Raw genomic sequence first — 18,455 nt, 5'->3', positions numbered from 1 at the left:
CAGCGCACCGGCCGCGGTGACCGCGCCTTCCTGGAGAACGCCTTCCAGAAGCTGACGAAGAACCTCACCTGGTGGCTCAACCGCAAGGACGTCGACGGCAACAGCGTCTTCCAGGGCGGGTTCCTCGGCCTGGACAACATCGGTGTCTTCGACCGCAGCGCGCCCCTGCCGACCGGCGGCCATCTCGACCAGGCGGACGGCACCGCCTGGATGGCGTTGTACTGCCAGAACCTCCTGGAGATCGCCATCGAACTGGCCGCCGAGAACCCCGTCTACCTGGAACACGCGCAGACACTGTTCGAGCACTTCGCGTGGATCGCCGTCGCCATGAACCGCATCGGCAAGGACAACGCGAGCCTGTGGGACGAGGAGGACGGCTTCTTCTACGACGTGCTGCGGCTGCCGGACGGCGGCGCGACCCCGCTCAGGGTGCGTTCCATGGTCGGTCTCGTCCCGCTCGTCGCGACCAGCGTGGTCGGCGCCTGGACGGACCAACGGTTCCCCGAACTCGTGGAGGGCGCACGGGAGTTCGTGCGTCGGCATCCGGCCGTCGAGGGCCTGGTCGCCTCCCACGACGTCCTCGGGTCCGGCGCGGCGGGACGGCACCTGTTCGCGCTGTTCGGCGAGGACCGGCTGCGCCGGATCCTGGCCCGCATGCTCGACGAGGAGGAGTTCCTCGGCCCGCACGGCATCCGTTCCCTGTCCCGCCACCACGCGGCGCACCCCTACACGTTCGAGGTGCACGGTGAGACCTACGGCGTCGGCTATCTGCCCGCCGAGTCCGACTCGGGCATGTTCGGCGGCAACTCCAACTGGCGCGGCCCGGTGTGGTTCCCGGTCAACGTCCTGCTCGTCCGGGCCCTGCTGAACCTGCACGCCTACCACGGCGACGGGTTCACCGTGGAGTACCCGACCGGCTCCGGCCGGCAGCTGAACCTGTACGAGGTCGCCCGCGAGATCTCTAGCCGGCTCACCTCGACCTTCCTGAGCGACAAGGACGGCCGCCGCCCGGTGCACGGCACCCGGTCCAGGTTCGCCGAGGACCCGCACTGGAAGGACCTGATCCTGTTCTACGAGTACTTCCACGGCGACAACGGCGCCGGCCTCGGCGCCTCCCACCAGACCGGCTGGACGGGGCTTGCCGCGGTGACCGCCACCCTGTTCCATGTCGTCGGCGCCGGAGACTGGGGCGCGCTGCGGGAGGAGCCGCTGTCATGACGGTGATCTACGAGATCAACACCCTTGTCTGGCTCGGCGAGTTGAGCGGCCGGTACGGGCGCACCGTCACCCTCGGCGATGTTCCCGGCGAGGTCTGGGACGAGGTCGCGCGGCCGGGCGTGGACACCGTGTGGCTGATGGGCGTGTGGGAGCGCAGTCCCGCCGGGCTGCGGATCGCCCTGGACAACGCGGAGTTGCTCGCCTCCTTCCGCGCGGCACTGCCCGGCCTCACCGAGGCGGACATCGCCGGATCCCCCTACTGCGTACGGGACTACGTCGTCGACCGGTCCCTCGGCGGTCCCGAGGGGCTGGCCGCGGCCCGGGCCGAACTCGCCGCGCGCGGCGTGCGTCTGGTCCTGGACTACGTCCCCAACCACGTGGCCCCCGACCATCCCTGGCTCACCGAGCGCCCGGACTGCCTGGTCCTCGGCACGCCCGAGGACCTGGCCCGTTCGCCGGAGTCGTTCCTGGAGGCCGGGGGAACCGTGTTCGCCCGGGGCCGTGACCCGTACTTCCCGCCCTGGCCGGACGTGGTCCAGCTGAACGCCTTCAGCGAGCGGCTCCGGGCGGCGACGGTCCAGACGCTGGTGTCGATCGGCGACCAGGCCGACGGCGTGCGCTGCGACATGGCGATGCTCCCGATGAACGACGTGTTCGCGAAGACCTGGGGCGAGCGGGCGGGGCAGGTCCCCGCCGAGGACTTCTGGCCGTACGTCATCGGCCGGGTCCGGGAGCGCCACCCCGGCCTGCTCTTCGTCGCGGAGGCGTACTGGGACCTCGAACGGGCCCTCCAGCAGCAGGGTTTCGACCACTGTTACGACAAGCGGCTCTACGACCGGCTGGTCCACGAGGACGCCGGTTCCGTCCGCGCCCACGTGCAGGCCGGCCTCGACTACCAGCGGGGGCTCGTCCGGTTCCTGGAGAACCACGACGAGCCCCGGGCCGCCGCCGCGCTGCCGGGCGACCGGGAGCGGGCGGCGGCCGTGGCCGTGGCCACCCTGCCCGGCGCGACGCTCTGGCACGAGGGCCAGTTCGAGGGCCGCCGGGTCCGCCTGCCGGTGTTCCTGTCCCGCCGGCCCGAGGAGCGGGCCGACACGTCCCTGCGCGACTTCCACGAACGGCTCGTGGCCGCCGTGGCCCCCGTGCGCGAGGGCGAGTGGCGGCTGCTGGACTGCACGGGCTGGCCGGACAACGACAGCCACCGCAATCTGCTCGCCTGGTCCTGGACCACCGACCGGGACCGCTGCCTCGTCGTGGTCAACTACTCCGGGGAGCCGGCCCAGGGGCGGGTTCCCCTGCCCTGGGACGGACTCCGGGGCCGCGCCTGCCGGCTGACCGGGCTGCTCGACGGGAGCACCTACGACCGGGCGGGAGACGAACTGGTCGATCCGGGGCTCTTCGTGGCGCTCGACGCCTGGCAGTGGCATCTGCTCTCGCTTCCCCGCGGCCCCGGTGGGGGCTGAGCGCGCAGTTCCCCGCGCCCCTTACAAGGCGCGATTCAGCCGGTGTAGCCGGTCACGTCGGCGATCCAGGTGATGAAGTCGGCCGGGTCCTCGTCGGCGCCGTGGGCCGCGTCCCAGTACATGAGGGCGTTGACGTCGTCGCCGAGGTTCTCCAGGCTCAGGGCGAGGTTGCCGACGATCGTCAGCGCGGTGTCGGTGTCCTTGGTGCCGGTGCGGATCCACCAGTACCTGGCCCGGTCGTCGTTGCCTTCCCCGATGAAGTACATCGGGTTCATCATCTCCAGCTTGCCGGGGATGTCGCTGTCCAGGGACGAACCGCCGGAGCCGCTGGTGTCGTTGGCCAGGCTGTAGTCGGTGAAGTGCCGGGCCTCGGTGGTGTCGACGCCGAACTCGTTGTTCTCGCCGGCCGACAGGTCGAAGGCGTCGAAGGCCGGAGCGTCCTTGCCGCGGGACCCGACGTGGTCGAGGTAGTCGGACCAGGAGAACGTGGCCGCCGAACCGTCCCAGGTGATGAAGGTGTTGGCGGCCAGGTAGGTGGTCCGGTCGTCGTCCGACAGGTCCGCCAGGTAGCTGGTGGCGGCCGGTTCCAGGTAGGTCGCCAGGAGGTAGTCGTCGAGGTTGTCGGCCGTGACGGTGCCGTAGTCGTCCGCGGTCAGGCCGAGCCCGGACTGGTACGTCTCGAAGAGAGCCATCAGGTCCGCGGAGACGTCCTGGTCGACCTCCTCCCCGCTGCTCAGCGTGTTGCCGCCCCAGTTCCACTCGTAGGCGCCGTCGGCGTTCTCCAGGTCGGTGATGGGGCACCAGGCGCCGGTGGCGTAGACGATGTCGTCGGCGTCGGCCGCGCCGAGTTCGCTGAGGTGGTCGTCGTACAGCGAACTGCCGCCGGAGGCGCCCAGCAGGGCCGACAGGGCGCCGCCCGCGCTGGTCCCGGCCGTGACGATCCTGTCGGTGTCGCCCGGGATGGTGCCCGCGTTGTACCGCACGTACCGGATCGCCGCCTTGAGGTCCACGATCGCCGCCGGGGCGGTGCCGTAGTAGTCACCCGCGGAGTCCACCAGGGTCCGGCCCCGCGCGCCCGGCTCCACCGCGACGTACCCGGCCGCGATGGCCAGTTGGGCCCGGCTGCTGCTGACGCCCGTGTTGGTCGACACCGAGGAGGGGAGGTAGCCGCCGATCGAGTTGGAGACGAGGATCGGGGCGTCGGTGGCGTCCACGGCGGTGCCGTCGATGGACACGGGGACGCTGACGGTCAGGCTCTGGTAGGTCTCGTCCACCGGGTCGGTGACGTAGGTGATGGCCGACCAGAAGTGGTACGTGACCTCCTTGTCGCCGTCGTCGGTGGAGATGGTCGTGGTGATCTCGGTGTACGCGTCGGGGTCGAAGGCCAGGGTGTCGGCCGTGGTCGCGGCGGACGCGGCGGTCGCCGCCGACGCGTTCGCGCCGCCGGCGAGCCCCGCCGCCGGAACGGCGACCGCTGCGGCGGCCATTCCCTTGATGAGGGCCCTGCGGTTCATCCTGTGCGTCATGTCGTGTCTCCTTCGAGAGCGCTGGTGCGGGTGCCCGGAGAGCTCTGAAACGGCTTCCCGGGGCGCTTGTCTCGATCTCGGCAGCGAACGTAATCGACTGCCGACAATATCGTCGACAATTCCAGCGACTCCACGGTCAACCCATAGCGGCAGCTCATCGACCTGAGATTCCTGAAACGCACGCCGCGGGCCGCGGGCCGCGCGCGATGGTCAAGAGTGCGTCACATGAGCGCGGGGGCTGAGCGGACGGGAGCCGGCCGACGTACTGAAGGAGCAGGTAGACGCGACATCGACGAAGGGCACCTCCTTGATCCCGCGACGCATCGGTCCGAGCCTCGCTCTGGGGCTCGCCTCCGCCTTCCTGCTGGGGGCGTGCGGCTCCTCGAACGACAGCGGCACCGGCACCGCGGCGCCGGCCGCCCCGGTCACGTCCGCCGCCTCGGACCCGGCGGTCTCCACGCCGGCCGCCGGCACCAGCCCCGCGACCGGGCAGCCGGCCACCACCGCGGCCGTGCTGACCAGGGCGGCCCAGGGCCTGGGCAGCATCGTCACCGACGACAAGGGACTGACCCTCTACCGCTACGACAAGGACGAGCCGAACCCGTCCAAGTGGACGTGCTCCGGCGCCTGCACCAAGACCTGGCTGCCGGTGATCGTGCCGGAGTCCGTGCAGACCTCGGGGGTGGAGAAGAGCCTCCTCGGCACGGTCCACCGCAACGGCGAGACACAGCTCACCCTCGCCGGCTGGCCGCTCTACCGGTACGTCGGCGACACGGCGGCCGGGCAGACGAACGGCGAGGGCAAGGGCGGGGAGTGGTACGCCGTCACTCCCGCCGGCCAGAAGTCCACCGTCACGGGCTGACGGCCGGAGATCGGACCGCGGCTCCGGAACGGGCCGCGACGATCGATTTCCAGGACCTGTTCTTCTTGAACGGGATTTCGAAGAACCTGGAGAAGAACCACGCCGCGCATACGGAAAGCGGCAGGCCCACCGCCAGCGTGAACCAGAAGGTGGGCAGTCCTGGCGACACGAAATGCGGAGCCGCTCGGCGCAGCACGGCCAGGACGATCGGAAGATGGATCAGGTAGAGGCTGTAGGAGAATCCGCCGAGGGCGTGGACGGGGCGCGCGGTCAGGAGCCGTACGAGGACGGCGGGCTTTTCGGTGGCGACGGCGGCGACCAGCATCGTCATGGCGGGGGCGATGGCGAGATCGATCCAGAAGTAGTGGTTCACCGTCCAGACGGAACCCCGGACGGCACCGACCGCCAGGACCGGCAGGGCCGCCAGGACGGCGAACCAGCCCCACGGCAGGCGTCGCACCCTGTCCCCGGCGGCCACGACCCCCGCGCCCAGCACGCCCGCGGCGAACACCGGGGCGAGATGGGGAGCGAGCCAGTTGTCGCCCTCCACGGGGGTCCCGCCGGGCGCCGTCAGCCCGACGGCGACGACCGGGACCGTCACGCACACGGCCAGCAGCACGGCGCCCCAGCGCCGGCGGACGAACAGCAGCAGCGGGAAGAGGAGATAGAGCTCGGCCTCCACCCCGATCGACCAGAACGCGCCGTTCGGCGTCGGGGCGGTGACCACGTCCTGGGCGACCAGGCCGTACACCAGGACCGTCGCACCGGTGGGCGGCCCGAAGTGCGAGGCCGGCACCACGAACCACGAGACCAGCAGGCTCAGGGCCAGCGCCGCCCAGTACGGGGGCAGGATGCGCCAGGCGCGCCGGCGCAGGAACTCGCCGGCACCGGCCGTCCGCCAGCCGTGCCGCGCCGGGGAGATCGCCAGGGAGAACCCGGACAGCACCAGGAAGAAGACGACGGCAAGGCGCCCGAACATCAGCCCGCCCAGCCACGGCGGCGCCGAACTGTGCGGATAGCCGGGGAAGGTGTACAGCCAGCAGTGGAACAGGACGACGTACAGCGCCGCCAGGCCGCGAAGGCCGTCCAGGCCCCGCACCTGCCGGCGGACCCGCGCCGCGCCGCCGTCGCCGGTCCCGCCCTCCTCCCGGCGCACGGGGGCGGCCGGGTCGAGGGTGCTTCCGGCCGGGCGACTCGTCTCCACTGAAATGGCGCAACCCTTCCTCCGGGCACCGGCCGCCGCGCGCTTCGGTGCCGTCGGGCAGCACCGCGCCGCCCCACGGCAACAGGTACGTGACCCCCGGCCGGGCCGTTCAACAGGGCCTCGCGGTGGCGGCTGCGCGAGGGGGGCGGCGCGCCGTCTTACGGAGTCGTGACGTGCGGGCGTGGGCACGTGGTCCGGGGGCCGCGCGCGCCTAGCGTGGCCCCATGCGTGTACTGGTCACCGGCGGTGCCGGGTTCATCGGGTCCCATGTCGTCGAGGCGCTGACGGCGCGCGGGCACGAGGCGGTCGTGTTCGACGTCCGTGACGATCCGGGCGCCGACGTGCGCAGTCCGGTGGCGGTGGGGCGGGCCCTCGCGGGCGTGGACGCGGTCTGCCACCAGGCCGCGATGGTGGGTCTGGGAGTCGGGTTCGGGGACGCGGCCGAGTACGTCTCGCGCAACGACCTGGGCACGGCCGTACTGCTCTCCGCGATGGCCGAGGCGGGGGTACGCCGCCTCGTGCTGGCCGGGTCGATGGTCGTGTACGGGGAGGGCCGGTACGAGTGTCCGCGGCACGGTGTCGTACGGCCCGGGCCGCGCGCGGTCGCCGATCTGGACGCGGGGCGGTTCGAGCCGAACTGCCCGGTGTGCGGGGAGGAGTTGACGCCCGGGCTGGTAGGTGAGGACGCGCCCGTCGATCCGCGCAACGTGTACGCCACGACCAAGCTGGCCCAGGAACACCTGGCCGCCGCGTGGGCCCGGTCGACGGGCGGGTCGGCGGTGTCGCTGCGCTACCACAACGTGTACGGGCCCCGGATGCCCCGCGACACCCCCTACGCGGGCGTCGCCTCCTTCTTCCGCTCCGCGCTCGCCCGGGGCGAGGCGCCCCGGGTGTACGAGGACGGGCGGCAGCGCCGGGACTTCGTGCACGTCCGGGACGTGGCCGCCGCCAACGCGACGGCGCTGGAGACGGACTCCGCGCCGGGTGCGCTGACCGCGTACAACACCGGGAGCGGCGAGCCGCACACCGTCGGCGAGATGGCCCGCGCGCTGGCCGAGGCGCACGGCGGGCCGCTGCCGGTGGTCACCGGGGAGTACCGGCTGGGCGACGTACGGCACATCACGGCCGACTCGTCACGGCTGCGGGCCGAACTGGGCTGGAAGGCCGAGGTCGGGTTCGCCGAGGGGATGCGGGAGTTCGCGCGCGCCCGGTGAGGGCCGGGACACGGGTCGGCGGGCCCCCGCCACGGGCCGGAGGCCCGGAGGGACCGGTGCCGCCACCCGTGACACGGACCGGTGGTGCTGCCCGCGATCAGGAAGCGGCGGCGGGCAGCACCACCTCGAACCGGCAGCCGCCGGGGATGTTGTGCACGGTGGCCTGCCCGTGGTGGGCCTCCACGATCCCGCGCACGATGGCGAGGCCGAGGCCGGCTCCGGCCGGCGGGGTCCGGGCGTGGGTGCCGCGCCAGCCGGTGTCGAAGACGCGGGGCAGATCCTCCTCGGGGATGCCGCCGCAGCCGTCCGTGACGGACAGGACGACGGCACCCTCGGCCGACCGCTCGGCGGCGACCGCGACCGTGCCGTCGGGCGGCGTCCGGCGGATGGCGTTCACCAGCAGGTTGCCCAGCACCCGGCTCATCTCCTTGCCGTCCACCTCGACCGGCACCTGCTCCACCCGGTCGCCGACCAGCCGTACGCCGTACTCGCGGGCCAGCGGGTCGACGCCCGCCAGCGCGTCGCCGACGAGGTCGTACACCGACATCCGGCTCGGGCTCAGCGCGAGCGTGCCGGCGTGGATGCGGGAGAGTTCGAAGAGGTCGCCGACCATGTCGTTGAGGCGCTCGACCTCGGTGCGGATCTGCTTGTGATAGCGGTCGGGGTCGGTGGCGACGCCGTCCTCCAGGGCCTCCGACATGGCCCGCAGACCGGCCAGCGGGGTGCGCAGGTCGTGCGAGATCCAGGCGACGAGTTCCCGGCGCGAGGTCTCCAGCGCCCGCTCCCGCTCCCGGGACTCGGCGAGCTTCGCGCTCGTCGCCGCCAGCTCGCGGCTCACCTCGGCCAGTTCGGCGGTGGCCGGGACCGACGGCGCGGCGAAGTCGCCGTCCTCGCCGAACGAGCGGGCCGCGAGGACGAGTTCGCGGCTGCGGGCGACGACCCAGCGGCCCAGTATCAGCGCGGTCGCAAGGGACACCACGGCCGCCATCGCGACGACCGTCGTCACCACCGACAGGTCGTGCGAGGAGAGGAACATCGCCCAGGCGACGGCCAGGGTGCCGGCGAGCATCGCGACCACACCGACGGCGGCGACCACGGTGAGGGACGCGGTCAGCGAGCGGCGGCGCAGCAGGCGCAGCGCGGCGGCCCCGAGCAGTCCGGTGCCGGCGGCGCCTGCGAAGGCGTACAGGGCGATGAGGAAGGTGTCGCGCATGGTCAGGCCGCCCCTTCCCGCACGTCCGGTCCCGGTCCGGCCGGCTCGAAGCGGTAGCCGACGCCCCACACCGTCTGGATCAGCCGCGGCCGGGCCGGGTCGTCCTCGACCTTGGCGCGCAGCCGGCGGACATGGACCGTGACGGTGGACAGGTCGCCGAAGTCCCAGCCCCACACCGCGCGCATCAGGTCCTCCCTGCTGTACGCCCGGCCCGGGTGCCGCAGGAAGAAGGCGAGGAGGTCGAACTCGCGCAGGGTGAGGGCGAGTTCGATGCCGTCCTTGGTGGCACGGCGGGCGCCGGGGTCGAGGGTGAGCCCGGCGGACGAGAAGGAGCGGTCGGCGGGGGCGGGGCGGCTGCGGCGCAGCACCGACTCCACCCGCAGGACCAGTTCGCGGGGGCTGAAGGGCTTGGTGACGTAGTCGTCGGCGCCGACCTCCAGGCCGAGGATGCGGTCGTCCTCGTCACCGCGTGCGGTGAGCATGATGACCGGGACGGGGGCGTGTCCGCGCAGCCGCCGGCAGACCTCCAGGCCGTCCATGCCGGGCAGCATCAGGTCGAGCACGACCAGGTCGGGCCAGTGGGCGGCGGCGCGGGTCAGGGCGGCGGGGCCGTCGCCGGCGTGGTCGACCAGGTACCCGGCGCGGTCCAGGTACCCGGCGACGATCTCGGCGACGGTGGGGTCGTCGTCCACGACCAGGACCCGGGCGGCACCGGCGCCGGCAGTGGCGGTGGCCTCGGCCGGGGCCTCGGTGAAGTCGTACGGCTGCTGCATGCCTCCACCCTCGCACCGGGCCGTCGCGGGTGTCGCGGCCGGGCGTGGGCGCGGGGTGGGACGTTCGCGTTTCGTAAGAAACCGGGGAGGCGGGGGCGCCGGTGGCGCCGGGCGCCGACGTCCGCGTTTCGTAAGCAGTCGAGGCCCGGAATGTCCGGTTCACGTTCGTAGGGTGAAGGCCGTGACCACCTCACCTTCTTCTCCCTCCCCGGCCCCGTCCCCGGCGGCGGACGTGGACGTCGTCCTGCCCTGCCTGAACGAGGCGGCGGCGCTGCCCTGGGTGCTCGGCCGGATCCCGGCGGGCTGGCGGGCCCTCGTGGTGGACAACGGCTCCACCGACGGCTCGGCGGACGTCGCCCGGGCGTACGGGGCGACCGTCGTCCACGAGGCGCGGCGCGGCTTCGGCGCGGCGTGCCATGCGGGGCTGACCGCGGCGACCGCCGGCATCGTCTGCTTCTGCGACTGCGACGCCTCGCTGGACCCCGGGCTCCTCGTGCCGTTCGTACGCGAAGTCCTGGACGGCGAGGCGGACCTGGTGCTCGGCCGGCGGCGCCCCGAGGGGCGGGGCGCGTGGCCCGCGCATGCCCGCGCGGGGAATCTGGCGCTGGCGCGGATGCTGCGGCGGCGCACGGGGCTGCGGCTGCACGACCTCGGTCCGCTGCGGGCGGCTCGCCGCGAGGGGCTGCTCGCGCTGTCGCTCGACGACCGGCGCAGTGGGTATCCGCTGCAGATGGTGGTGCGGGCCGCCGACGCCGGGTGGCGGATCGCCGAGCACGAGGTGCCGTACCGGCCGCGGGTCGGTTCCTCGAAGGTGACGGGGACCTGGCGCGGCACGTGGCACGCCGTGCGGGACATGAGCCGAGTGCTGCACGAGCCACCCCGGGTGCGGGCCGGTGGGGGCTGATCGCGCAGTTCCCCGCGCCCCCTGCGGGGCACGCACCGGCCGCGGGCAGTCGTGCCACCGCGGGACGGCGGGGGTCATTCGCGCAGTTCCCCGCGCCCCTTGCCGGGCACGCACCGGCCGCGGGCAGTCGTACCGCCGCGGGACGGTGGGGGCTGGGCGCGCAGTTCCCCGCGCCTCTGAAAGACAAAAGACGAAGACCCAGCTGCGGGCAGGCGTGCCGCAGGGCGGCACGGGTGGGCGCGGCGGTACCCGGCAAGTGCCGGTGAGCGTGCCCGCCCCCGGCCTCACCCACCCGCACCACTCAAGGAACCCCATGACCACCCTCCTCGTCATCGCCAAGGAACCCCGCCCCGGCAGGGTCAAGACGCGGCTCACGCCGCCCTTTTCGCCCGCGCAGGCCGCCGCGCTCGCGGAGGCCTCGCTCGCCGACACCCTGGACGCCGTGGCCGCGGCCCCCGCCGCCCGCCGGATCCTGGTCCTGGACGGCGCCCCCGGCCCCTGGCTGCCGCCCGGCTTCGACGTCGTACCGCAGTGTGCCGGCGGACTGGACGAGCGGCTCGCCGACGCGTTCGCCCGGTGCCCGGGCCCCGCCCTGCTCATCGGCATGGACACCCCGCAGGTCACCCCGGCCCTCCTCACCGTGGACTTCGCGGAGTGCGACGCGTACTTCGGCGCCGCCGAGGACGGCGGGTTCTGGGCGCTGGGGCTGGCCGACCCGGACCCGGCGCTGCTGCGCGGGGTGCCGATGTCCGTGCCGGAGACCGGCGCCGTCCAGCGACGGCGTCTCGTCGGCGCCGGGCTGCGGGTGTGCGACCTGCCGCGGCTGCGGGACGTGGACACCGCGGCCGACGCGGCGGCCGTCGCCGCCCTCGTCCCGCACGGCCGGTTCGCCGCCCTGCTGGCCCGGTGCACGGCGCCCGGCGGAACGGACCGCCGATGACCACCGCCTCGCCGGCCGTCCCCTGGACCGGCGCCGACCCGTACGCCACCGCGCTGCGCGCCGGGCACGGCCCGCTGTTCCTGCGCCGCGCGGACGGCTGGCTGCTGCCCCTGGACGTGGAGCGCTGGTGCGCGCGGGCCGACCCGGTCGACCGGGCGGTCCTCGACCGCTGCGAGGGCGCCGTCCTGGACATCGGCTGCGGCCCCGGGCGGCTGGTCGCCGAACTCGCCGCCCGGGGCCGTACCGTCCTCGGCATCGACGTCAGCTCGGCCGCCGTCGACCACACCGTGCGGTTCGGCGGCCAGGCCCTGCGCCGCTCGGTCTTCGAGCCGCTTCCCGGCGAGGGCCGCTGGGGCACCGTCCTGCTCATGGACGGCAACGTCGGCATCGGCGGCGACCCGCACGCCCTGCTCGGCCGGTCGGCCCGGCTCCTCGCCCCCGGCGGGCTGCTGATCGCCGAGACCGCGCCGGTGGACGTCGACGAACGCGCCGACGTCCACCTCACCGACGCCAGGGAAGCCGTCGGCGCCCCCTTCCGCTGGGCGCGGCTCGGCACCCCGGCCCTGCTGCGGTACGCGCGAGGGTGGGAGCCGGAGACTCAGTGGGCGACCGGCGGGCGGCGCTTCGTGGCCCTGCGCAACCGCCGCGCCAGCAGCAGCGCCGAGCCGCCGAAGAGCACGGCGGTGATCAGCAGCCAGCGGGTCAGGTAGCCGTCCGGGGATCGGCCGGTGGCCGACCGGTAGTGCGCGGCCACCATCCCGCTGATCAGCGGGAACCACACCAGCAGGAGCAGCGCGGAGAGCGCGGCCGGGACCCGGACGTACATCGTCCACTCCCTGCGCCCGGCGGCGGTCAGCCCCCGCCGCGCCGCCCGGTCGGCCAGCGCGTACAGCGGCAGCAGGACGAGGTCGTGCAGCAGCGCCGCCCCCACCACCCACAGCGCCACGCCGAGCCAGTCGCCGGCCAGCAGCCGTACGCCGGCGTAGGCGGCGAGCGCGAACGAGCAGGCCAGGAGGAGGATCTGCAGGGGGCTGCCGACGACAAGACGGGGGCGCGGGATCATCACAGGTCTCCGAAGGTCATCCGGGCCACCCACTTGGTGTTGAGGACACCGGGTGCGGCGGGCACGATCACGCGCGCCGGGTAGCCGTGGTCGGGGGACAGGTCCTCGCCGTTCACCTGGAGGGCGAGCAGCGAGCGCGGGTCGGCGACCTGGTTGGCGCGCAGGGCCGCGCGGCGGAAGGCGCCGTGCCGCTGGATCGACTCGACGAGCACGTCCGGCGGGTCGGTGTCGTAGCCGACGAGCGCGGCGAGGTCGCGCAGCCGCACCCCGCGCCACCACTGGTCGGCGGTCGACCAGCCCTCGACGCAGGCGATCGGCAGCGCGGCGCTGTGCAGGGGCAGTTCGAGGAGCTGGGCGCGGCTGAGACGGACCGTCCGGCCGCCCCGGCCGGTGACGACGAGCCGCCACGCCTCCTCGCCGGTCTCCTGCGCGTCGATCCCGGCGTACGCGGCCGTCTTGTTGATCTGGAAGCCGTCCGGCCCGCTGCCGGGGTCGGCTCCGCCGTGCGGTGCGAGCAGCGCGGTGCGGCGCCATACGCCGCCGATGCTCTGCCCGGCCGTCGTGACGAGCAGCAGCAGGGACGCGCCGCCCACGAACCACAGCGCCCCGCGCCGGGAGACGGTGGGCGCGTCCGGCCGCGGTGCCTCCAACTCGCCCCCGCTCTGCCGCCGTTGGCGGACCGTCCGGAGGGCCGCGGGCGTCTTCAGCACCGCGTGTGCCACGAAGGCGGCGAAGAACACCCAGGCGCCGTAGAAGTGCAGCGGGTAGAAGGAGCCGGGGAAGACGTAGTCGAGCTGGACGTTGAGGACGCCGGTGGTGAACTCGAAGAGGCCGCCGCCGACCAGCAGCAGCAGCGAGACCCGCTCCAGGGCGTGGGCCACCGAGCGGGCCGGGGGCAGCGTGAACAGCTTGGGCACCACGGACCACAGCTTGGCGAGCAGCACCGGGATCAGGGTGATGCCGAGGGTGACGTGCATGCCCTGGGTGACCCGGTAGAGCCAGTAGGGGTTCGTCGGCCAGGAGAAGAGGTAGAAGCCGAGGATGCCCTTGTCCGGGGTCTGGTCGTTCACCGGGGCCAGGTCCGGGTTGTACGCGGCGTACGACACCAGTCCGGTCACGAACAGCACGGTGATGCCGACGAGCAGCACCAGGCCGAGCACCGAGGTGAACCAGGTGCCGCGGAGCGGGCTGCGCCAGAAGCCGGGGGAGGTGGGAAGCCGTGGGTCGTCGGGTCGCATGGTCCGACCGTAGGCCGGGGAAACCCCCGGAACGGGCGCGCGACGCATGACGAAAGTCTGACGTCAGCCGCCTGATCCACACTCCGGCGCGGTCGCCGACCTAGCGTTCCGGTGTGACCCGCTCCCCGCACCGTGACCGGCAGGCGGCTCCGTCCGCCGGTCCCGCCGCCGATCTGCTCGCCGTCCTCGCCGCCGCCCTGCTGGTGCTCGCCGCCGTGCTGGTCGGCCGGCACCTCCAGGACACCTACCGCAACCTGTTCGTGCACTGGCCGCCGATCTTCGCCGACTGGGACCCGCACGTGGGCCCGGGCACCCCGGCCGCCCTGCTGGTCGCGGTTGCCGTGGTGGCGTACGGGCCGAACCTGGCCGTACGGCTGCCCTGGCGCGGACTGCTCGGCGCGGCCTGGGGCGCCTGTCTGGCCTGGACGTGGTCGCTGGCGCTGGTCGACGGCTGGCAGCGGGGCGTGGCGGGCCGGCTCACCAGCCCGAACGAGTACCTGACGGTCATCGGCCGCTGGCACGACATCCCGGCGACGCTGCGCGACTTCACCCACCACATCGTCAGCGGCACCCCGGCGCCGTGGCCGGCCCACATCGCCGGGCACCCGCCGGCGGCCACGCTCACCTTCGTCCTCCTGGACCGGATCGGGCTGCACGGCGGCGGCTGGGCGGGCGCCTGGTGCATCACCGTCGGGTCGACGGCCTGTGTCGCCGTGCTGGTGGCGGTGCGGGCCCTGGCCGACGAGCGGCTCGCCCGGCGGGCCGCGCCGTTCCTGGTCATGGCCCCGGCCGCGGTGTGGGTGGGCGCCTCGGCCGACGGGTACTTCGCGGCGGTCGCCGCCTGGACGGTGGCCCTGCTGGCGCTCGCGGTGACCGGACGGTCCGTGGCCTGGGCGGCGGGTGCGGGGCTGCTGTACGGGCTGACCTGCTACCTGTCGTACGGCCTGACGCTGTTCGCGCTGATCGGGGCGGCGGTGCTGGTGCTCGGCCGGCGCCGGGTCCGGGCCCGCCCGGTCGTCCTCGCGCTGCTGGTGGCCGGGGCGGCGGTCGTCCCGCTCGTGTTCACCCTTGCCGGGTTCGACTGGTGGCAGGGGTACCGGCTGCTGGTCACCCGCTACTACCAGGGGGTCGGCGGGACCCGGCCGTACGGCTACTGGGTGTGGGCCAACCTGGCCTGCACGGTGGTCATCACCGGCCTGGCCACCGTGGCGGGGCTGCGACGGGCGGGTGCCGTGCTGGTAGGCCACCGCCGCCACCGTTCCGCGCCCGTCGCGGAGACACGGCTCGCGTTCCTCGTGGGCGCCGCCCTGCTGGCGCTGCTGCTCGCCGACCTGTCCGGAATGAGCAAGGCGGAGACGGAGCGCATCTGGCTGCCGTTCGCGATGTGGCTGCTGCCGGCCTGCGCTTTCCTGCCCCGGCCGCGCGCCTGGCTCACGGCACAGGCACTGCTCGCGCTGCTGGTGAACCATCTGCTGTTCACGGGGTGGTGAACCGCCGGGCGCCCGTCCCGCGCTGCCGCCGAGCGCCGAGCGGCGAGCGGCGAGCGGCGAGCGGCGACGACCGGATATCGCCGTTTGCCACCCCGCCGCCCCGGTTAGGTTGCCCAAGGCATCCACATTGCTCCCGCAAAACGGAGGCACCCATGACCGAGACGCTCCCGGCACGCCAACCCGAGCCGCCCGACTTCCCGATGACCCGTACCGGCGGCTGCCCCTTCGACCCGCCTTCACAGCTGCGCACCCTGCAGAAGGAGAAACCGCTGTCCAGGGTGCGGCTCTGGGACGGCTCCACGCCCTGGCTCGTCACCCGCCACGACCAGCTGCGCACCCTGCTCGGCGACCCGCGACTCAGCTCCGACGCCACCCTGCCCGGCTACCCGCACCGTTCGGCGGGCAGCAAGGCGGGCGAGGCGCACCGCCGCACCTTCCTCACCATGGACGATCCGGAGCACGCCCGGATCCGCCGGATGGTGACGGCCCCCTTCGCGATCAGGCGGACGGAGGCCCTGCGGCCCGCGGTCCAGACGATCGTCGACGACCTGATCGACGCGCTGCTGGCCGGGCCGCGGCCGGCCGACCTGGTGCAGGCGTTCGCGCTGCCGGTGCCGTCCCTGGTGATCTGCGCGCTGCTGGGCGTGCCCTACGAGGAGCACGGCTTCTTCCAGCGGAACACGAAGGTCATCGTGCACCACGCCTCCGCCCCCGAGGCGGTCGTCCGGGCCCTCGAAGACCTGACGGACTACCTCGACGAGCTCCTGGACGCCAAGCGCGCGCACCCCGGCGCGGACGACCTGCTCTCCCGGCTGCTCGTCGAGCGGGTGGACACGGGCGAGATGACGCAGCGCGACGCCGCCCGGATGGGTGTGCTGCTGCTCGGCGCCGGTCACGAGACCACCGCCAACATGATCGCCCTCGGCACCCTCGCCCTGCTGGAGCATCCGGACCAGCTCGCCGCCCTGCGCGCCGCCGAGGACCCGAAGGCGGTCGCCGGGGCCGTGGAGGAGCTGCTGCGCTACCTCACCATCACCCATTCCGGGCGCCGCCGGGTGGCGCTGGCGGACATCGAGATCGACGGCGGGACGATCCGGGCCGGCGACGGGGTCGTCCTCACCGGTGACGCCGCCAACCGGGATCCGGCCGCCTTTCCGGACCCCGACCGCCTGGACATCGGCCGCGACGCCCGCCGCCATGTCGCCTTCGGCTTCGGCGTGCACCAGTGCCTCGGCCAGCCGCTGGCCCGCCTCGAACTCCAGGTCGTCTACAGCACCCTGTACCGGCGCATCCCCACGCTGTCCCTGGCCACCGACATCGAGCAGCTGCGCTTCAAGCACGACGGGGCGGTCTACGGCGTCTACGAACTTCCCGTCACCTGGTGACCCGCGCCCCGATACCCCCGTACCGGCCCGCAGAACGGAGACGAGCCCCCATGCAGGTGGAAGTCGACCAGCCCAGGTGTGTCGCGTCCGGACAGTGCGTCCTGACGGCACCCGACGTGTTCGACCAGGACGACGACGGCATCGTGGAGCTGCTGAGCGAGAGCCCCGCGCCGGAGCAGTACGACGGAGTCCGCGAGGCCGCGGCGATCTGCCCCGCCGCGGCGATCCGGCTACGGGAGAACTGACGGCCCCAGGTCCGACGCCCTGACCTCGGCCGCCCTGACGTCGGCCGCCCTGGCCTCGGCCGCCGCCGAAAGCTGCGCGAGGAGGCTCGCCAGTGCCGCCCCGTCGCCGACCTCTTCGAGCAGCCGGGCCTGGTCGCCGTGGACCCGGTGGGCGGCACGTCCGTGCAGGTCCTCGCCGCGCGCGGTGAGGTGGAGCAGGACACGTCTGCGGTCGTGCGGGTCGGGGCGCCGGTGCACGAGGTTGTCCGCGACCATGCGGTCGACGAGCTTGGTCAGGCTGGGCGCCGGCATCAGCGCGTGGTCGGCTATCTCGGACATCGGGTGCCCGCGGCCGTCCCCGACGAGGGACAGGACCCGCCACTCCTCGACCGTGCAGTCCTCCTCGGCCAGCACCGCGGCCAGCCGCCGCACGACCCGCCGCTCGGCGTGGCTGAGGAGGTGTGCGAGGTCCGGCGAGGAGGTCGAGGAGGGTACGGAGGGCATTGCCGGTGTCCTTCCGGTAGGTCTACTGTGCGCGCAGAATACGAGTCTTGGCGACGGCGCCGGGGCCCGGGACCGGAATCCGCGTTCCCCAAGCCCGCACGGAGGTGGCCGATGCGTCCGCCGCCGCCGAGCGACGGGAGCGGCACGCTGCTCCTCGCCCTGGTCGTCCCCCTGCAGGGCCCGGCGGGGGTCCTCGGGCCCTCGTGCGAGTCGGCCGCGCGGCTGGCCGTGGAGGAACTGAACGCCGCGGGCGGGGTGTTGGGGCGCGAGGTCGGGCTGGTCACGGTGGACGGCGGGGCGCCGCCGGCCCGGGTGGCGGCCGAGGTCGGGGCGCTGGTCTCGCTGGGCGCGGTGGACGGGGTGGTGGGCTGGCACACCTCGGCGGTGCGGCAGGCGCTGCTGCCCCGGATCGCGGGCCGGGTGCCGTACGTGTACACCGCGCAGTACGAGGGCGGCGAGCGGACTCCCGGCGTCTTCCTGACCGGTGAGACCGACGTCGCCCAACTGCTGCCCGCCATGCGGCTGCTGGCGGAGGCGGCCGGGGTGCGGCGCTGGTGCACGGTGGGCAACGACTACGTGTGGCCCCGGGTGACCGCCCGCACGGCACGGGCGTACGCGCGGGAGTGCGGCGGGCGGGTGCGGGACGAGGTGTTCGTGCCGCTGGGGACGGAGGGGTTCGGCCCGGTGCTGCGCCGGATCGAGCGGTGCGAGGCGGACGCGGTGCTGATGCTGCTGGTGGGGGCGGACGCGGCCCGCTTCAACCGGGCGTTCGCCGGGTACGGGCTGCACCAGCAGTGCCTCAGGCTGAGCACCCACATGGACGAGAACATCCTGCTGGCCACCGGCGCGGACGGCACCGACGGGCTCTGGGCGGCGGCCGGTTTCTTCGAGACCCTCGCGACCGCCGAGAGCCTCGACTTCGGCGCCCGGCACGCGGCCCGGTTCGGGGTGCACGCCCCCGTGGTGGGGAGCCTCGGCGAGTCCTGCTTCGAGGGGGTGCGGCTGCTGGCCGCCCTGGCCGAGCGGGCCCGGTCGCTGGAGGTGCGGGCGATGTGCGCGGTCGGGGACGCGGTGTCGTACGAGGGTCCGCGGGGCGTCGTACGACTGTGCGGCAACCATGTCGCCCAACGGCTGTACCTGGCGCGGGCGGACGCCTTCGACTTCCACGTCGTCGCCCAGCTCTGAGCCCAACTCCCTCTCCCAGCAGGATATTTCCCACGGGAAGTATCAAGCT

General features: G+C 73.8%; 17 protein-coding genes and 1 pseudogene. 11 read left to right on the top strand and 7 right to left on the bottom strand.

The window, feature by feature from the left end:
• Both ACGF5O_RS16710 and ACGF5O_RS16705 read left to right on the top strand, forming a co-directional pair.
• Window positions 1-1,218, top strand: a pseudogene (locus ACGF5O_RS16710) (glucosidase); the annotation flags it as partial.
• The gene (locus tag ACGF5O_RS16705) at window positions 1,215-2,681 is read left to right on the top strand and encodes an alpha-amylase (protein WP_393810608.1); all 1,467 of its coding nucleotides are present in this window, start codon (window positions 1,215-1,217) and stop codon (window positions 2,679-2,681) included. The pseudogene ACGF5O_RS16710 and the gene ACGF5O_RS16705, both read left to right, overlap by 4 nt.
• A gap of 35 nt (window positions 2,682-2,716) precedes the next feature.
• On the opposite strand, the gene ACGF5O_RS16700 is transcribed toward ACGF5O_RS16705, so the two are convergent.
• On the bottom strand, window positions 2,717-4,207 hold the full coding sequence (locus ACGF5O_RS16700; protein ID WP_393810607.1) for a subtype B tannase: 1,491 nt from the start codon (window positions 4,205-4,207) through the stop codon (window positions 2,717-2,719).
• A 307-nt stretch (window positions 4,208-4,514) separates the two neighbouring features.
• On the opposite strand from ACGF5O_RS16700, the gene ACGF5O_RS16695 reads away from it, so the two are divergent.
• Window positions 4,515-5,069 carry a hypothetical protein gene (locus ACGF5O_RS16695; RefSeq protein ID WP_393810606.1) on the top strand — a complete coding sequence of 185 codons (555 nt, stop codon included), beginning with the start codon at window positions 4,515-4,517 and terminating at the stop codon, window positions 5,067-5,069.
• On the opposite strand, the gene ACGF5O_RS16690 is transcribed toward ACGF5O_RS16695, so the two are convergent.
• Window positions 5,059-6,273 carry an acyltransferase family protein gene (locus tag ACGF5O_RS16690; protein ID WP_393810605.1) on the bottom strand — a complete coding sequence of 405 codons (1,215 nt, stop codon included), beginning with the start codon at window positions 6,271-6,273 and terminating at the stop codon, window positions 5,059-5,061. The genes ACGF5O_RS16695 and ACGF5O_RS16690 overlap by 11 nt on opposite strands.
• Window positions 6,274-6,497: 224 nt before the next feature.
• Here ACGF5O_RS16690 and ACGF5O_RS16685 point away from each other — a divergent pair, with 224 nt between their 5' ends.
• Complete coding sequence (locus tag ACGF5O_RS16685; RefSeq protein ID WP_393810604.1) at window positions 6,498-7,487, top strand: NAD-dependent epimerase/dehydratase family protein; 990 nt, start codon at window positions 6,498-6,500, stop codon at window positions 7,485-7,487.
• A 97-nt stretch (window positions 7,488-7,584) separates the two neighbouring features.
• Here the strand turns inward: ACGF5O_RS16685 and ACGF5O_RS16680 are convergent, their stop codons facing one another.
• On the bottom strand, window positions 7,585-8,700 hold the full coding sequence (locus tag ACGF5O_RS16680; protein WP_362592372.1) for a HAMP domain-containing sensor histidine kinase: 1,116 nt from the start codon (window positions 8,698-8,700) through the stop codon (window positions 7,585-7,587).
• Between the two features lie 2 nt (window positions 8,701-8,702).
• Window positions 8,703-9,473, bottom strand: coding sequence for a response regulator transcription factor (locus ACGF5O_RS16675; protein WP_393810603.1), 771 nt, complete (start codon window positions 9,471-9,473; stop codon window positions 8,703-8,705).
• A 172-nt stretch (window positions 9,474-9,645) separates the two neighbouring features.
• Here ACGF5O_RS16675 and ACGF5O_RS16670 point away from each other — a divergent pair, with 172 nt between their 5' ends.
• From ACGF5O_RS16670 to ACGF5O_RS16660, 3 genes are all read left to right on the top strand, one after another.
• Complete coding sequence (locus ACGF5O_RS16670) at window positions 9,646-10,377, top strand: glycosyltransferase family 2 protein (RefSeq protein WP_393810602.1); 732 nt, start codon at window positions 9,646-9,648, stop codon at window positions 10,375-10,377.
• Window positions 10,378-10,690: 313 nt separating this feature from the next.
• Window positions 10,691-11,317, top strand: coding sequence for a DUF2064 domain-containing protein (locus ACGF5O_RS16665; protein WP_393810601.1), 627 nt, complete (start codon window positions 10,691-10,693; stop codon window positions 11,315-11,317).
• A complete protein-coding gene (locus ACGF5O_RS16660) occupies window positions 11,314-12,027 on the top strand; it encodes a class I SAM-dependent methyltransferase (RefSeq protein ID WP_393810600.1) in 714 nt (237 codons plus the stop codon). The genes ACGF5O_RS16665 and ACGF5O_RS16660 overlap by 4 nt, the downstream gene beginning before the upstream one ends.
• Here the strand turns inward: ACGF5O_RS16660 and ACGF5O_RS16655 are convergent.
• Both ACGF5O_RS16655 and ACGF5O_RS16650 read right to left on the bottom strand, forming a co-directional pair.
• Entirely contained in the window at window positions 11,916-12,380 is a 465-nt protein-coding gene (locus tag ACGF5O_RS16655) for a hypothetical protein (RefSeq protein WP_393810599.1), read from the bottom strand. The genes ACGF5O_RS16660 and ACGF5O_RS16655 overlap by 112 nt on opposite strands.
• Window positions 12,380-13,618 carry a molybdopterin-dependent oxidoreductase gene (locus ACGF5O_RS16650; protein ID WP_393810598.1) on the bottom strand — a complete coding sequence of 413 codons (1,239 nt, stop codon included), beginning with the start codon at window positions 13,616-13,618 and terminating at the stop codon, window positions 12,380-12,382. Before ACGF5O_RS16650 ends, ACGF5O_RS16655 begins: the two co-directional genes overlap by 1 nt.
• Window positions 13,619-13,731: 113 nt before the next feature.
• Here ACGF5O_RS16650 and ACGF5O_RS16645 point away from each other — a divergent pair, with 113 nt between their 5' ends.
• From ACGF5O_RS16645 to ACGF5O_RS16635, 3 genes are all read left to right on the top strand, one after another.
• Window positions 13,732-15,108, top strand: a complete 1,377-nt coding sequence (locus tag ACGF5O_RS16645) for a hypothetical protein (protein WP_393810597.1) — start codon at window positions 13,732-13,734, stop codon at window positions 15,106-15,108.
• A 152-nt stretch (window positions 15,109-15,260) separates the two neighbouring features.
• Complete coding sequence (locus tag ACGF5O_RS16640; protein ID WP_393810596.1) at window positions 15,261-16,493, top strand: cytochrome P450; 1,233 nt, start codon at window positions 15,261-15,263, stop codon at window positions 16,491-16,493.
• 50 nt (window positions 16,494-16,543) lie between these two features.
• Window positions 16,544-16,738: a ferredoxin gene (locus ACGF5O_RS16635; RefSeq protein ID WP_393810595.1), complete on the top strand. Its 195-nt coding sequence runs from the start codon at window positions 16,544-16,546 to the stop codon at window positions 16,736-16,738.
• Here the strand turns inward: ACGF5O_RS16635 and ACGF5O_RS16630 are convergent.
• Window positions 16,724-17,221, bottom strand: coding sequence for a MarR family winged helix-turn-helix transcriptional regulator (locus ACGF5O_RS16630; RefSeq protein WP_393810594.1), 498 nt, complete (start codon window positions 17,219-17,221; stop codon window positions 16,724-16,726). The genes ACGF5O_RS16635 and ACGF5O_RS16630 overlap by 15 nt on opposite strands.
• Before the next feature lie 111 nt (window positions 17,222-17,332).
• Here ACGF5O_RS16630 and ACGF5O_RS16625 point away from each other — a divergent pair, with 111 nt between their 5' ends.
• On the top strand, window positions 17,333-18,406 hold the full coding sequence (locus ACGF5O_RS16625; protein ID WP_393810593.1) for a substrate-binding domain-containing protein: 1,074 nt from the start codon (window positions 17,333-17,335) through the stop codon (window positions 18,404-18,406).
• Window positions 18,407-18,455 lie beyond the last annotated feature (49 nt).

Origin of the sequence: Streptomyces sp. NPDC048291 (assembly GCF_043201715.1) — a bacterium.
Taxonomy (GTDB): domain Bacteria; phylum Actinomycetota; class Actinomycetes; order Streptomycetales; family Streptomycetaceae; genus Streptomyces.
Note: the sequence above shows the minus strand (reverse complement) of the source record. Positions and strands in the feature narration are given on the sequence as shown.